The sequence below is a fragment of the Acidovorax sp. YS12 genome, assembly GCA_021496925.1.
Lineage (GTDB): Bacteria > Pseudomonadota > Gammaproteobacteria > Burkholderiales > Burkholderiaceae_C > Paenacidovorax.
Genome location: CP053915.1, coordinates 4261747 through 4275930, shown reverse-complemented (window position 1 = coordinate 4275930; position 14184 = coordinate 4261747). Strand labels below are relative to the sequence as shown.

Sequence of the window (14184 nt, the reverse complement as noted above, 5' to 3'; positions counted from 1 at the left end):
GGCATACGGCGGCGTGGGTCAATGCCGGGCGGGGTCGTAGGCCGCACCGAAGTATCGACGAGCACCTCACTCATTACGCGGGTTCGCCGCTGCGGCGGGGAATGTCCTGGATGTCCGGCTGGCTGCCGCCCAGGGCGGCCAGGCGCTTGGCCGATTGCACGCGGATGAAGGTTTTGACGGCCTCGCGCAGCAGATCGGCCTTGTCCATGGCGGGGTCGGCCAGTTCCAGCGCGCGCTCGTACAGGGCGTCGTCGATGGTCAGCGTGGTTCGCATGGCGGCCTTCTTTCATCAAAACCGATCCAGTCTACATACTCTTTATTGATGCGTGCCCGGTCATCCGGCGCCATTGCCCATGAACTCATCCAACCCGACATTCACCGCCGATGCGCTGGCAGATACCGGTAGCCCCGCCGCGCACCGCCGTTCGCCGCCGATGCGCGCCGACTTGTTGATTCTGCTGTTCTTCGTCGCGCTGCTGGCGCTGATGCTTTTCTCGCTCACGCTGGGCCGCTATCCGGTGCCGCTACGCGACATCGTCTCGATCGTGCTGACCACGGGATTGAACGAATCCCGCCCCTACACCGACAAGGCCTGGGTGGTGGTGGAGATCGTGCGCATGCCGCGCATCCTCGGCGTGACGCTGTGCGGCATGGGGCTGGCGATGGCCGGTGCGGCGATGCAGGGCGTGTTCCGCAATCCGCTGGTCGGGCCGGAGGTGGTCGGGGTGTCGGCCGGGGCCTCGTTCGGCGGGGTGCTGGCGATCATGCTTTCGTGGCCCATGTGGGGCATGGTCGGCCTGGCCTTCGGCTTCGGCATGGGGGCGCTGCTCGTCGCCTTCGGGCTGTCCAGGCTGGCCGGCAAGAGCAGCATGCTGGCGCTGATCCTGGCGGGGGTGATCGTCGGCGGCTTCTTCGGGGCGCTGACCGGCATGGCGCAGTATGTGGCCGATCCGCAAACCCGGCTGCCGTCGATCATCTACTGGCTGCTCGGCAGCTTCGTCGGAATGACTTATGAAAAAGTGGCCATCGTCGCAGGCGTCACCTTGTTCGCCGGCAGCTTGCTGCTGATGCTGCGCTGGCGCATCAATCTGCTGTCGCTGGGCGAGGCGGATGCGCAGGCCCTGGGCGTCAATGTCGAGGCGCTGCGCTGGGGCGTTGTCGCGCTGGTTGCGCTGCTGGTGGCGGCGCAGGTGGCCGTGTCGGGCGGTGTCGGCTGGGTGGGGCTGATCGTCCCGCACATCGCGCGCATGCTGGCCGGGCCGGAGCATTCGCGGCTGCTCCCGGCGTCGGCGCTGCTCGGTGGCATCTACCTGCTGGCCATGGACGACATCGCGCGCAGCGCCACGGCACAGGAGATTCCCATCGGGCTGCTCACGTCGCTGGTCGGCACGCCGGTGTTCGCCTTCCTGTTCTGGAAGATGCAGGGGAAAGGGTGGAATCGTGAGTGAAATACCGCTGGAGCCCGCCGTCGCAATGGCGGCGGTCGATTTCGCCTACGGGCCGCGCATGCCCGCCGTGCTGCAAGGCTACTCGGCCCGTGTGGCGCGCGGCAGCGTGTTCGCCATCCTCGGCCCCAACGGCCGGGGCAAGACGACCTTGCTCAAGCTGCTGCTCGGCGCCTTGCGGCCGGTGCGCGGGGAAGTACGGGTACAGGGCCAGTTGGCTTTCGTGCCGCAGTTGTTCCAGGTGAGCTTTCCGTTTCGCGTGCTGGACATGGTGCTCATGGGCCGGGCGCGGCAGATCGGGCTTTTTTCGCTGCCCTCGAAGCTCGATGAGATCGCGGCGCTCGATGCGCTGGAACGCCTGGGGCTGGCCGGCTTGGCCGGGCGCAGTTTCGATGAGTTGTCCGGCGGGCAGCGGCAGTTGGTCGTGTTCGCCCGTGCCCTGGCGAGCGGGGCCGATATTCTGGTGCTCGACGAACCGACCTCGGCGCTCGACCTGAAGAACCAGGGCATCGTGCTGGAATGGATCGCCAGGCTGCGCGATGAGGGGCTGACGGTGCTGTTCACGACCCACCACCCGCACCACGCCCATGCCGTGGCGGACGGCGCCCTGCTGATGTTCGGCCAGAGCGACTACGCCTGCGGGCCGGTGGACGAGGTGCTGACCGAGGCCCATCTGCTGCAGCTGTACGGCGTGCCGCTGCGCCAGGTGGCCTTCGAGCACGAGGGAAAGGCGCTGGCCTCGCTGGTGCCGGTGCATGGCGGTTTGCGCCGGCTTCCGGTGGCAAGGTAGCGGACCAACGCCATGCGCCCTGCCCACCCGCCCCTGATACCCGGCCCCCGGAACCCGGCGCCGCCCCCGTGCGGCGGCGATGCCGGCAAGGTCTCGCTCGCATGGCACTGCGGCCTGGTGGCCGCCGTGCTGTCGGCGCACGCGCTGGCCCTGCTGGCGGGGCAATACTTTGGTGCCTTCGACAAGGGCGGGAACGAGCCGGTCGGCGTGCTGCGGGTCCATTGGGTCGATGCCGCGCATACCCAGCCGCCGGCCGACCCGCGGCCCTCGGTGGAGCCCAAGCCCTTGCCAATGAAACCCAAGCCTGCGCCAGCGGTGCGTCCCAGGCCGGAACCGGTGCTGGCCGTGGCCGCCAGGACGCCGGACCCGCTGGCGCATGGCCCGGTGGCGCCGCCCGCCCCGGATGACAGGCCGGCCAAGCCGGAAGCGCCAGCCAGCCTGCCCAAGGGGCCCGCGGCCGATGCCATGGCCCAGGCCGGCGCGGTGCCGTCGCCCTCGGCGCCGAGTTTCGATGCCGACTATCTCTCCAACCCGGCACCCGAGTACCCGCCCATTTCGCGCATGCGGCATGAGCAGGGGCGGGTCACGCTGCGCGTGCACGTTACCGCCGAAGGCCGCCCCGACGCCATCCAGCTGCACCAGAGCAGCGGCTTCGAGCGCCTCGACCAGGCGGCCAGCGAAGCTGTCTGGCTCTGGCGCTTCATCCCGGCCCGGCAGGGCGGCACGGATACCGCCGGCTGGGTTCTGGTTCCCATTCGTTTTTCCTTGCGGAGTTGAATATGTCCGAAACCCTCCCTGTGCCGTTCGGCATCCATCATTTCCTGGCGCAGACCGATACCGTCGGCATCCTGGTGCTGGGTGCGCTGGTGCTGATGTCGGTTGCTAGCTGGTACCTGATCCTGTTGAAGTCCTGGCAGCAACTGCGTCTGAAGGCGGCCAGCGATCGCTTCCTGGCCTCGTCCTGCGGCCTTTCGACCTTTCGCGAGGCGCAAGGACTGGTGTGCCAGGCGCCGGCCCGGGAGCCCTATGGACGGGTGCTGGAGAAGGCGATGGCGGCGTGCCGCCAGTTGAAACGCCAGGAGGAGCCGCGCGGCTTCGACATGACGGTGCCGGACGATTTCATCGGCGCGGCCCTGCACATGGCCATTGCCGAGGAAAACCGGCAGCGCGAGCAAGGCTTGTCCACCCTCGCGTCGGTCGGTTCGACGGCGCCCTTCGTCGGCCTCTTCGGCACCGTGTGGGGCATCTACCATGCCCTGCTCAGCATCGGCCTCTCGGGGCAGGCGAGCCTTGACCGCGTTGCCGGGCCGGTCGGCGAGGCGCTGATCATGACGGCCTGCGGCCTGGCCGTGGCCATTCCCGCCGTGCTGGCCTACAACGCCTTCGGGCGCATCAACCGGCAATGGAGTGGCGAACTGGAGAGCTATGCCCACCGCGTCTTCGGGTTGCTGGCCCTGGGCCGGATGGAAACACCCGCCGCCACGGAAGGCTTCGCTGCCATGCCGGCGCACCAGGGCGGGAGGGCGTGATGGCGTTCCACCCGGCTCCAAACGGCCAGCAACCGCTTTCCGAGATCAACATGATTCCGTTGATCGACGTGATGCTGGTATTGCTGATCGTCTTCATCGTGGCCGCGCCCCTGCTGACGCATGCGGTGAAGATTGAATTGCCCCAAGCCAGCAGCGCACCGGCCGATCTGCGGCCGCAGACCATCCAGCTCGGCATCAAGGCCGATGGCCGCCTCTACTGGAACGGCGAGGCAACCACCACAGAGGCGCTGCCGCAACGCATGCAGGAAGCGGCAAGCCATGTGCCGCAGCCGGAAATCCATCTGCAGGCCGATGCACAGACCCCCTACGAAACCCTCGCCAAGGTCATGGCCCTGTCGGCCCGGGCCGGCCTGGGCAAGATCGGCTTCGTGAGCGTGCCGGAGAAGTCGCCCTGAGATGAAACAACACCCCCCTGAGGCGCTTCGCGCCTTCCCCCCGCTCTCGCATGGCTGCGCCATGCGGGCAGGGGGACGCCACCAGCGCGGCGGGGCGGCCCTTGCGCGGTGGCCCGCGCATGGGCCGCGCCGGTTTCATGGGCTGCGGGTGGCGCGCAGCGCCATGGAAAACTAATACCAATACCGTCGCAGGATTCGATAGCTGTTAGCGCCTGCCTGGCGTGATGCGAATATGGCATTATTTGGCCCGTTATATCATTTAACGGGTCAAATATGGCTCAAAAAGTTACCCAAGTGCTTCCCCTGGAAGTTCTGAAATCCGTCGAGCGACTGGGCGAGGGCATCCGAACCGCCCGGCTGCGCCGGCAGTTGAACATGGACGAGCTGGCCCAAGCCTGCGGCATCGGCCGGCGCACGCTGTACCGCATAGAGAACGGTGAGCCTGGTGTCGCGGTCGGCTCCCTGCTGGCAGTGCTGTGGAAACTCGGCTTGTTGGACACGGTTCGGGCGGTTGCCGACCCCGACGGCGATGAACACGGGAAGATTCTTGAAGCAGCCCGGCGGCCGCAGCGCATGCGTGCGCCTGCGCCCAGCAACGACTTCTGACGGGAACCTCCATGGCTGCCGAAGAAAAATCCTGCTACGTCTACGTCGAGTTGCCCGGCACCTTCGAGTGGGTACCGTGCGCCTCCCTGAAGGTTCGGGAGGTCGGCGCCGGTGCGTTCCAAGGCACCTTCACCTACGGCAAGCGCTACCTTGAACGGCCGAACGTCATGGCCCTGGACCCCTACCGTCTGCCTCTGTCGGCGAAGCCTCAGCACTTCACGAAGCTCAAAGGCATTCCGGGCGCCGTGCGGGACGCCAGCCCCGATGCCTGGGGTCGTCGCGTCATCCAGGCCCGCCTGGCGCGCCCCGAGGCCGACATCGCCGAGATGGAATACCTCCTCAACGGTCCCGACGATGGCGCGGGCAACCTGCGCTTTGGTCTTTCCGTTACGCCACCGGGGCCAGCGCGGCCATTCAACCGCACACACCAACTGCAAGCACTCGCCGAAGCGGCCGAACAGTTGGAGGAGACCGGAAAACTGCCCCACGAGGTGCTGGAAAGCCTGGAGCCCGGCACCAGCATGGGCGGTGCGCGGCCGAAGGTCACGGTGGAAGACCAGCACCGCATCTACCTGGCCAAGCTGCCCGAGAAGCGGGACCGGCACAACATGCAGCGTATCGAGTTCGCCACCCTCGAACTCGCCCGCGCGGCGGGACTGCACGTATGCGGCACGCGCCTGGAGCCCATCGGCAAAGCCGAGGCCCTGATGTTGCTGCGCTTCGACCGCGCGTGGAACCCGGACGCCCAGACCTACGCGCGGCACGGCCTGGTCTCCGGTCTCACGGTCCTGGATGCCGAAGACGGCTACAGCGGCCGCGAGCGGTGGTCTTACCGCCTGCTGGCCGACGAGCTGCGCCGATGGTCGGTCAAGCCCGATGAAGACCGGCGCGAGCTGTTCATGCGCATGGTATTCAACGCGATGGTCACCAACAACGACGATCACCCGCGCAACCATGCATTGCTGCGCACCCCGGCCGGCTGGCGGCTCTCACCGGCCTACGACATCGTGCCGGCTCCGCTGGTGTCGCAGGAGCGCCGTGATCTGGCGCTGGAAGCCGGACGATTTGGCCGCGTGGCCAGCCTCTACAACCTGTTGTCGGACTGTGGAGCCTTCGGGCTGTCCGCCAGCGAGGCCCAGGCACTCGTCGAGCGCATGCTCGGTGTCGTCAACGGCTGGCGCGAGTTCTTTGCCAGGTGCCACGTGGACGCGCGCTCCATTGAGATGCTGGAGCAGGCCATCCTGCCGGGCTGCTTCTACCGCACCGAGCCCATCGAGCCTGCCTGAGATGAAACAACACCCCCCTGAGGCGCTTCGCGCCTTCCCCCCGCTCTCGCATGGCTGCGCCATGCGGGCAGGGGGACGCAGCCAGCGCGGCGGGGCGGCCCTTGCGCGGCTGCCCGCGCATGGGCCGCGCCGGTTTCATGGGCTGCGGGTGGCGCGCAGCGCCATGGAAAACTGATACCAATACCGTCGCAGGAGCGGTTTCAGCCGCCAAAGATCAGGCGCAAGCTCCTGATTCGATAGCTGCTGGCGCTTGCCAGTAAAGCCCTGGCGACCATTTTTATTCACATTGGGTGTGCATTGGCTGCTGGGGCCCCACGGCAACCCTAGTGCGCCTCCGCCTGGCGCGCGGCCTCCACGGCGTCGGCCGCATCGCCGCTGGCGCCGTTGAAGAACAGGTTCAGCAGCACGGCCGTGAGCGACGACAGCAGGATGCCCGATTCGATCAGCGGATGGATGGAATGCGGCATCCACTGGCGGAAGTTCGGCGCCACCAGCGGCACCATGCCGATGCCGATGGACACGGCCACGATCATGGCGTTGGAGCGGTTGGTCTTGAAGTCCACGCCGCCCAGGATGCGGATGCCGGTGGCGGCCACCATGCCGAACATCACCAGCCCCGCGCCGCCCAGCACCACCGTGGGCAGCGACTCCACCAGCGCGGCCATCTTGGGCAGCACGCCGAGCACGATCAGGATCACGCCGCCGGCCACGCAGACGAAGCGGCTCTTGACGCCGGTGACCGCCACCAGCCCCACGTTCTGCGAGAAGCTGGTGTACGGGAAGGTGTTGAACAGGCCGCCGATGAGCGTGCCCAGGCCGTCGGTGCGCAGCCCGCGCGTCAGGTCGTCCTGGCTGATCTTGCGCTCGGTCATCTCGCCCAGCGCCAGGAACATGCCGGTGGACTCGATCATCACCACGACCATCACCAGCGTCATGGTCAGGATCAGGATGGGGTCGAAGATCGGCATGGCGATCTCCAGCGGCAGCACCAGGTCGAACCATTCGGCCTTGGCCACCTTCTCAAAGGTCATCAGCCCCATCAGCGTGGCCACCACAGCGCCGATGACGATGCCCAGCAGCACCGAGATATTGGCCACGAAGCCCTTGGCGAACTTGGCGATCAGCAGGATGGACAGCAGCACCAGCGCCGAGATGCCCATGCCCGTGAGGTCGGCATAGCGGGGGTTCGGCACCGTGGGCATGATGGCCAGGCCCTTGGGCAGGGGCGGCAGCGAGGAGCCCGGGGCGCCCGCCATGGCCTGCGCCTCGGCCAGCCACTTCAGGTGCTCGGGGTTGACCACGTTGGGCGCCGTCGGGCCCACCGGGTTGCCGAAGATCCAGTTGATGCCCACGCGCATCAGGCTGATGCCGATCACCGCGATGATGGTGCCGGTCACCACCGGCGGGAAGAAGCGCAGCATGCGGCTCACCGCCGGGGCGATGAGGATCGAGATCACCCCCGACCCGATGACGGCGCCGAAGATCAGCCCGGCCCCCACCTGCCCGCCGTTGCTCTGCGCCATGGACACCATGGGCGCCACGGCGGCGAAGGTCACGCCCATCATCACCGGCAGCTTGATGCCGAACCATTGCGTGGCGCCCAGGGCCTGGATCAGCGTGACCAGGCCGCAGCAGAACAGGTCGGCGGAGATGAGCTTGGCCACCTGGTCCGGCGTAAGGTTGAGCGCCCGGCCGACGATGAGCGGCACGGCCACGGCGCCCGCGTACATCACGAGCACATGCTGCAGGCCCAGGGCCGTCAGCCGCCCCATGGGCAGGCGTTCATCGACAGGGTGGACGTTCGTGGGCATGGGTCTTCCTCGGGTCAGTTTTCCGCGCGGCCGGCACGCCGCAATCCATACAAAAAGTGTATACAAACAAACCAGGCACTCACCATCCGGGTGAACCCGTGGTTGCCACGGACACGCGCGGCCGATGGCTTGCACGGCGATAGAAATTACCTTTCATCCAAAACGTATGTATTCATATAATTCATTACACAATTGCTAACAAAGGGTGGGTTCCCCATGCCGTTTTCCCAAATGACCGTCGCCGCGCGCCTGTATGCCGGGTTTGGCTTGATCCTGGCACTGCTGGTCGCCGTTACCGGCATCGCCATGGCCAAGGTCGAGCGCATCAACAGCGCGCTGCGCGCCAACAGCGAAGAACACGTGCAGGTGCAGCGCTACGCCATCAACTTCCGCGGCTCGGCGCATGACCGCTCGATCGCCGTGCGCGACGTGGTGCTCGGCAGCACGCCCGCCGAGCGGCAGAAGGAGATCGCCACCATCGCCGCCCTGGCGGCCTTCTACGCCGAATCCGCCGGCCCGCTGGAAAAGCTCATTGCGCGGCCGGGCGCCGGGCCCGAGCTGGCGCGGCTGTACGCCGGCATCCGCGACATCGAGGCCCAGGCCGTCGCCACCACCCAGGCCATCGTCGCCCAGGCCGAGGCAGGCGATGCCGCCGCGCGCGAGACGCTGTGGCAGCAGGCCAAGCCCCAGTACGTGCAGTGGCTCGCGGCGATCAACCGGCTCATCGACTTCGAGGAAGCCCGCATCCAGGCCGAGAACCGCACCGCGCTGGAGCAGGCGGGCGGCTTCCTGGCCGTCATGCTCGCGGCGCTGGTGCTGGCGCTGCTGCTCAGCGGCGCGGTGGCCTGGATCGTGGCGCGCAGCATCCTGCGCCAGCTCGGCGCCGAGCCGCGCGCGCTCGCCGAGGTGGCGCGCCACGTGGCGCAGGGCGACCTGGGCCCGGTGGCCGGTGCCGCGCAGGCGCGCCCGGGCAGCGTGCTGGCCTCGCTGGGCGCCATGCAGGCCAGCCTGGCCGCGGTGGTCGGCCAGGTACGCCAGGCGTCCAACGCCGTGACCACGGGCTCGCAGGAAATCGCCGGCGGCAACGCCGGGCTGCTGCAGCGCACCGAGGAGCAGGCCGCCAGCCTGCAGCAGGCGACATCCTCGATGGAGCAGATGACCGCCTCGGTCAGGAACAACGCCGACTCGGCGCGCCAGGCCACGCAGCTGGCTGCCTCCGCCAGCGAGACCGCGCACAAGGGCGGCGCCGTGGTCGGCGAGGTGGTGAGCACGATGCACGAGATCACCGCCAGCTCGCGCAGGATCGGCGACATCATCGGCGTGATCGACGGCATCGCGTTCCAGACCAACATCCTGGCGCTCAACGCCGCCGTGGAAGCGGCACGCGCCGGCGAACAGGGCCGGGGCTTCGCCGTGGTGGCGGGCGAGGTGCGTTCGCTGGCGCAGCGCTCCGCCGCCGCGGCGCGCGAAATCAAGGCGCTGATCGACAACAGCGTCGCCAAGGTCGAGGAAGGCTCGCGCCTGGTGGGCGATGCCGGCGCCACCATGACCGACATCGTGGCCCAGGCACAGCGCGTGGCCGGGCTGATCGCGCAGATCAGCACCGCCACGGCCGAGCAGACCGAGGGCATCGCGCAGGTGGGCGGCGTCGTCACCCAGCTGGACCGCGCCACGCAGCAGAACGCGGCCCTGGTCGAGCAAAGCGCCGCGGCGGCCGAAGCCCTGCAGCAGCAGGCCGCGCAACTGGCCACGGCCGTGAGCGTCTTCAAGCTCGGCGGCGACGCGCAGGCCCCCACACCGGCGCGGATGCAGGCGCGGGCGCGGCCCACCGCGCAGCCGCAGCCCCGGGTTGCCACGGCCCGGCCGCTGCCTGCAGCCGCCAAGCCCTTGCCCGCCGCCGGCAAGGCACAGCCCCGCCCCCCGGCGCTGCGCGCCGCACCGGCCAAGCTGCCCGAAGCGGGCCGCGGCAAGCAGGAGCGCCATGATGCCGAATGGGAATCCTTCTGACGGCCCGCCGCCGCCGGCCATCCCGGCCACCGGGGTGCTGGCCATCGCCATGCCCGGCGCGGCGCGCCTGGAAGCCATCTTCGGCGCGCAGGCGGCGCAGCTGGCGCTGCGGGAGCTGGGCGACGCCGCCGACGCGCTGATCCGCCGCCTGCTGGCCCAGCACGAGATCGTGGCGCAGCACCGGCAGGACGCGGCCGGGCGCTGGTCGGTGCTGTTCCGCCTGCGCCGCAGCGCGCTGGCGCGCGACCTGGAGGAGACCTGCGGCGCCATCGAGGCCGCGGGCCGCGGCCTGGCGCGGCCGCTGCCGGCCCAGGTGCTGGGCGCGGGCACGGGCATGCGCATGCCGCTGGGCTTGCTGGCGCGCCCGCTGGCCGCCGACGCCTGGGCCGCGCACGGCGGGCAGTGCCCGCCCGGCTGGCTGCAAGCGGAGCTGCTCGCCCCGCCCGGCGGCGCCCTGGAGCACGGCACCGCCACGGCCGTGGCGGCCCTCCTGGCCGGGCCGCAGGGCGTGCGCACGCTGCTGCAGCCCATCGTGCGCATGCGCGACCGCGCCGTCGTCGGCTACGAAGCGCTGTCCCGGGGCCCGCAAGGCAGCGCGCTGGAGCCGCCGGACCGGCTCTTCGCCGCCGCCAGCGCCTGCGGCCGCACGTTGGACATGGAGCTGCACTGCGCCGCGCTGGCGCTGCAGCGCACCCGGGGGCGCCTGCCGCCGGGCCGCTTCCTGACCGTCAACCTGGGCCCGCAGGCCCTGGCCTGCGCCCTGCAACGGCTGCCGCTGCAAGGGCGCCAGGACGTGCTGCTGGAACTGACCGAGCACCTGCCGCTGGACGGCGCCCTGGAGCTGTCGGCGGCGGTGTCGGGCCTGCGCGCGCAGGGCATCGGCCTGGCCCTGGACGACACGGGCTGCGGCTTTGCCGACCTGGATACGGCGCGCGTGCTGCGGCCCGACATCGCCAAGCTGTGCATCACCGTGGTGCGCCACGCGGGCCAGGGGGGCCTGCTCGACGCGGACATCGCTGGCTCCGTCGCGCAGCTGCACCAGCTCGGCTGCCGCGTGCTGGCCGAGGGCGTGGAGACGCAGGCGCAGCACGATGCGCTGCGCGCCTGCGGCATCGAGCTGGCGCAGGGCTGGCTGTATGGCCGCCCCGAGACCGTGGATGCCGCGCTGCCAGAATCCGCATGAAAAATGCCTCCAGGCCTTATGCAGCAAGCGCTGGCAGCTCTTCTTTCAGGAGCAAAAGGCGTCAGTCCAGCAGGTCGTGCAGCGTGCGTGCCACCACCTTGGTGGCGCGGCGCAGGTCTTCCAGGTCGATGCGTTCGTCCGCGCGCTTGGCATGCGACTCCAGCACCGTGCGCGGGCCTGCGCCGTAGATCACGCCGGGAATGCCGCGCTCCACATACAGGCGCACGTCGGTGTACAGCGGCGTGCCCACGGCCGGGGGCCTGGCGCCGAACACGGCCTCGCCGTGCTTCTGGATGGCCTGGACCAGCGGCGCATTGCCGGCCAGCGGCGTCATGGCGTGGGCCAGCAGCAGGCGCTTGATGTCCACGCGCACCGCGTCATCGCCGGCGTAGCCGCGCTGGGTGTTGAAGGCGTCCACGGCCTGGGCGATCACGGCGCGGATGCTGGCCTCCACCTCGGCCGGGTTCTCCTCGGGGATCATGCGGCGGTCGAGCTTGAGCACCACCTTGCCCGGAATCACGTTGGTGTTGGTGCCGCCCTCGATGCGGCCGATGTTCAGGTACGGGTGCTTGATGCCCGGCACCCTGGACGTGACCTGCTGGTACTTCGCGTTCTCGGCGTACAGCGCGTTCATGACGGCCACGGCGCCCTGCAGCGCGTCCACCCCGGTGTGCGGCACGGCGGCGTGGGCCATCTTGCCGTGCACGGCCACTTCCATCTGCAGGCAGCCGTTGTGCGCCGTCACCACCTCGTAGCTGAAGCCGGCGGCCACCATCAGGTCGGGCTGGGTCAGGCCCTGGGCCAGCAGCCAGCCGGGGCCCAGCTCGCCGCCGAACTCCTCGTCGTAGGTGAAGTGCAGCTCCACCGCGCCCTGCGCGGGCCTGGCCACGGCTTCGAGCGCGCGCACGGCGAAGGTGAAGGTGGAGAAGTCGCTCTTGCTCACCGCCGTGGCGCGGCCGTACATCTTGCCCGCCGCGATCTCGGCGCCGTAGGGGTCGTGCGTCCAGCCCTCGCCCGGGGGCACCACGTCGCCGTGGGCATTCAGCGCAATGGTTTTGCCGCCGTCGCCATAAGGGCGGCGCACGATCAGGTTGGTGATGGACTCCATGCCATAGGCGCGCACCTCGGCCTCGGGCACGGGGTGCTTTTCGGCCGCAAAGCCAAAGGCGCTGACCAGCGCGGCCGTGCGCTCGGCATGCGGCGCGTTGTTGCCCGGCGGGGTGTCGGTGGGCACGCGCACCAGTTCCTGCAGGAAGCGCACCTGCTCGTCGAAGTGCTGGTCGATCCAGGCGTCGAGTTGTTCGTAGGTATTCATCGGGTTTCCGTGGCGATCTGGTTCAGGACGTGGGTAAAGGCATCGACGGCCAGCTGCATGTCGTCGCTGGTGGTGCTTTCGAGCGGGTTGTGGCTGATGCCGCCGTTCAGGCCGCGCACGAACAGCATGGCCTGGGGCATGACCTCGTGCAGCTTCATGGCGTCGTGGCCGGCGCCGCTGGGCATGTGGTGCAGCGGCACGCCCAGGGACTGCACGGCGCGCTCCCAGCGCTGCTGCCACGGCGCGCTGCTGGGCGCGGCCGAGGCCTGCATCGACAGCTCGGCCGTGTAGCGCAGCCCGCGGCGCGCGGCGATGGCGGCCAGCTCGGCCAGCACGTCGGCGATGAGGGCGTCGCGCTGCGCGTCGGTGGGCGCGCGCAGGTCGAGCGAGAACTGGCAGCGCCCCGGCACCACGTTGACCGAGCCCGACGGCACCTGCAGCTGGCCCATGGTGGCCACGCTGTCGCCGTCCCTGGCCGCGCGCTTTTCCAGGTACAGCGCCAGCTCGGCCACGCCGGTGGCGGCGTCGCGGCGCCGGTCCATGGGCGTGGTGCCGGCGTGGCTGGCCATGCCCACCATCTCGCACACGTAGCGCGCGCTGCCGTTGATGGAAGTGACGATGCCCAGCGGCAGGTCCAGCTCATTGAGCACCGGCCCCTGCTCGATGTGCACCTCGACGAAGCCCAGGTAGCGCGTGGTGTCGCGGCGCAGCCTGGGGATGTCGTCGATGCACAGCCCGGCGTGCTGCATGGCTTCGCGCAGTGTGATGCCGTCGGCGTCCTGCTGCGCCAGCCATTCCTGCTGGAAGCCGCCGACGAGCGCGCCCGAGCCCAGGAAGGTGGCCTTGTAGCGCTGGCCCTCCTCCTCGGCGAACGCCACCACCTCCACGCCACAGGGCAGGCGGCGGCCGGCGCGGTGCAGTTCGCGCACGCTGGCCATGGGCACGAAGATGCCCAGGCGCCCGTCGTACTTGCCGCCGTTGCGCACGGTGTCGTAGTGACTGCCGGTCAGCAGGTACTTTCCACCCGCCACGGCCGGGTGGTAGCGCCCGACCACGTTGCCCACGGCGTCGATCTCGACCTCGTCGAAGCCGCAATCGCGCATCCAGTGGCTGATGCGCTGGGCGCAGGCGCGGTGCGCGTCGGTGAGGTAGGTGACGGTGAGCTGGCCTTTCTCGGCGTAGCCCGGGTCACTGTGCTGGGCCAGCTTTTCCTGCCAGTCCCACACGTCGTTGCCGAGCTGGGGCACCACGCCGAACTTGTCGTTCAGGCGGATCTCGGCGATGCGGTGGATGTTGCGCAGCGCCTCGGCCAGTTCGAAGTCGGCCGGGTTCTCCAGGCGGCGCGCGAAGGTGTCGATGATCTCCTGCTTCGCCAGCCCCGTGCCGCGCGGCCCGCGCACCGCCAGGATGAACGGGAAGCCGAAGCGCGCGTTGTAGTCGGCGTTGAGCTGCTGGATGCGCGCGAACTCCTCGGGCGTGCACTGCGTGAGCCCGGCCTTGCTCTGCTCGTTCGTCGATTCGGCGGTGAGCGTTTGCGCCACCATGGCCTTGCCCGCCAGCTCGGGGTGGGCGCGCACCAGCGCCACCTGGGCCGCGCGCGGCGCCTGGGCCAGCACGCGCACCATGGCGTGCTTGAGTGCCGCCAGCGATGCGAACGGCCGCGCCTGAAGTGCCTGCGCGGCGATCCACGGCGTGTGTTCGTACAGTCCGTCGAGCATCTGCGCCGCCGCCTCGGGCGTGGCGGCGTTGAGTTCCTGCAGGGTGATGGGCATGGCGTTCACTCTCGAAAAATGAGC

12 protein-coding genes and 1 pseudogene are annotated in these 14184 nt (G+C 69.5%); 9 read left to right on the top strand and 4 right to left on the bottom strand.

The window, feature by feature from the left end; genetic code table 11:
- Nucleotides 1-73: 73 nt before the first annotated feature.
- A complete protein-coding gene (locus tag YS110_19160; GenBank protein ID UJB66733.1) occupies nt 74-274 on the bottom strand; it encodes a type II toxin-antitoxin system VapB family antitoxin in 201 nt (66 codons plus the stop codon).
- Nucleotides 275-434: 160 nt separating this feature from the next.
- Here YS110_19160 and YS110_19155 point away from each other — a divergent pair, with 160 nt between their 5' ends.
- From YS110_19155 to YS110_19125, 7 genes are all read left to right on the top strand, one after another.
- The gene (locus YS110_19155) at nt 435-1448 is read left to right on the top strand and encodes an iron ABC transporter permease (GenBank protein ID UJB67519.1); all 1014 of its coding nucleotides are present in this window, start codon (nt 435-437) and stop codon (nt 1446-1448) included.
- A 25-nt stretch (nt 1449-1473) separates the two neighbouring features.
- Entirely contained in the window at nt 1474-2235 is a 762-nt protein-coding gene (locus tag YS110_19150; protein UJB67518.1) for an ABC transporter ATP-binding protein, read from the top strand.
- A 12-nt stretch (nt 2236-2247) separates the two neighbouring features.
- Nucleotides 2248-3012, top strand: coding sequence for a TonB family protein (locus YS110_19145; GenBank protein UJB66732.1), 765 nt, complete (start codon nt 2248-2250; stop codon nt 3010-3012).
- Between the two features lie 2 nt (nt 3013-3014).
- Nucleotides 3015-3764: a MotA/TolQ/ExbB proton channel family protein gene (locus tag YS110_19140; GenBank protein UJB66731.1), complete on the top strand. Its 750-nt coding sequence runs from the start codon at nt 3015-3017 to the stop codon at nt 3762-3764.
- A complete protein-coding gene (locus YS110_19135; GenBank protein ID UJB66730.1) occupies nt 3764-4180 on the top strand; it encodes a biopolymer transporter ExbD in 417 nt (138 codons plus the stop codon). The genes YS110_19140 and YS110_19135 overlap by 1 nt, the downstream gene beginning before the upstream one ends.
- Before the next feature lie 273 nt (nt 4181-4453).
- Nucleotides 4454-4786 carry a helix-turn-helix domain-containing protein gene (locus YS110_19130; GenBank protein UJB66729.1) on the top strand — a complete coding sequence of 111 codons (333 nt, stop codon included), beginning with the start codon at nt 4454-4456 and terminating at the stop codon, nt 4784-4786.
- A gap of 11 nt (nt 4787-4797) precedes the next feature.
- Nucleotides 4798-6072 carry a type II toxin-antitoxin system HipA family toxin gene (locus YS110_19125; protein ID UJB66728.1) on the top strand — a complete coding sequence of 425 codons (1275 nt, stop codon included), beginning with the start codon at nt 4798-4800 and terminating at the stop codon, nt 6070-6072.
- A 323-nt stretch (nt 6073-6395) separates the two neighbouring features.
- Here the strand turns inward: YS110_19125 and YS110_19120 are convergent, their stop codons facing one another.
- The gene (locus tag YS110_19120) at nt 6396-7883 is read right to left on the bottom strand and encodes a purine permease (protein UJB66727.1); all 1488 of its coding nucleotides are present in this window, start codon (nt 7881-7883) and stop codon (nt 6396-6398) included.
- A gap of 216 nt (nt 7884-8099) precedes the next feature.
- Between YS110_19120 and YS110_19115 the strand changes: the two are divergent.
- Both YS110_19115 and YS110_19110 read left to right on the top strand, forming a co-directional pair.
- Nucleotides 8100-9656: pseudogene (locus YS110_19115) on the top strand (MCP four helix bundle domain-containing protein).
- Nucleotides 9657-9864: 208 nt separating this feature from the next.
- Nucleotides 9865-11073, top strand: coding sequence for an EAL domain-containing protein (locus YS110_19110; protein UJB66726.1), 1209 nt, complete (start codon nt 9865-9867; stop codon nt 11071-11073).
- 61 nt (nt 11074-11134) lie between these two features.
- Here YS110_19110 and YS110_19105 read toward each other — a convergent pair whose 3' ends face one another.
- Together YS110_19105 and uraD are read right to left on the bottom strand one after the other, a co-directional pair.
- Nucleotides 11135-12388, bottom strand: a complete 1254-nt coding sequence (locus tag YS110_19105) for a M20/M25/M40 family metallo-hydrolase (GenBank protein ID UJB66725.1) — start codon at nt 12386-12388, stop codon at nt 11135-11137.
- A complete protein-coding gene (gene uraD, locus YS110_19100) occupies nt 12385-14160 on the bottom strand; it encodes a 2-oxo-4-hydroxy-4-carboxy-5-ureidoimidazoline decarboxylase (GenBank protein UJB66724.1) in 1776 nt (591 codons plus the stop codon). The genes YS110_19105 and uraD overlap by 4 nt, the downstream gene beginning before the upstream one ends.
- Nucleotides 14161-14184 lie beyond the last annotated feature (24 nt).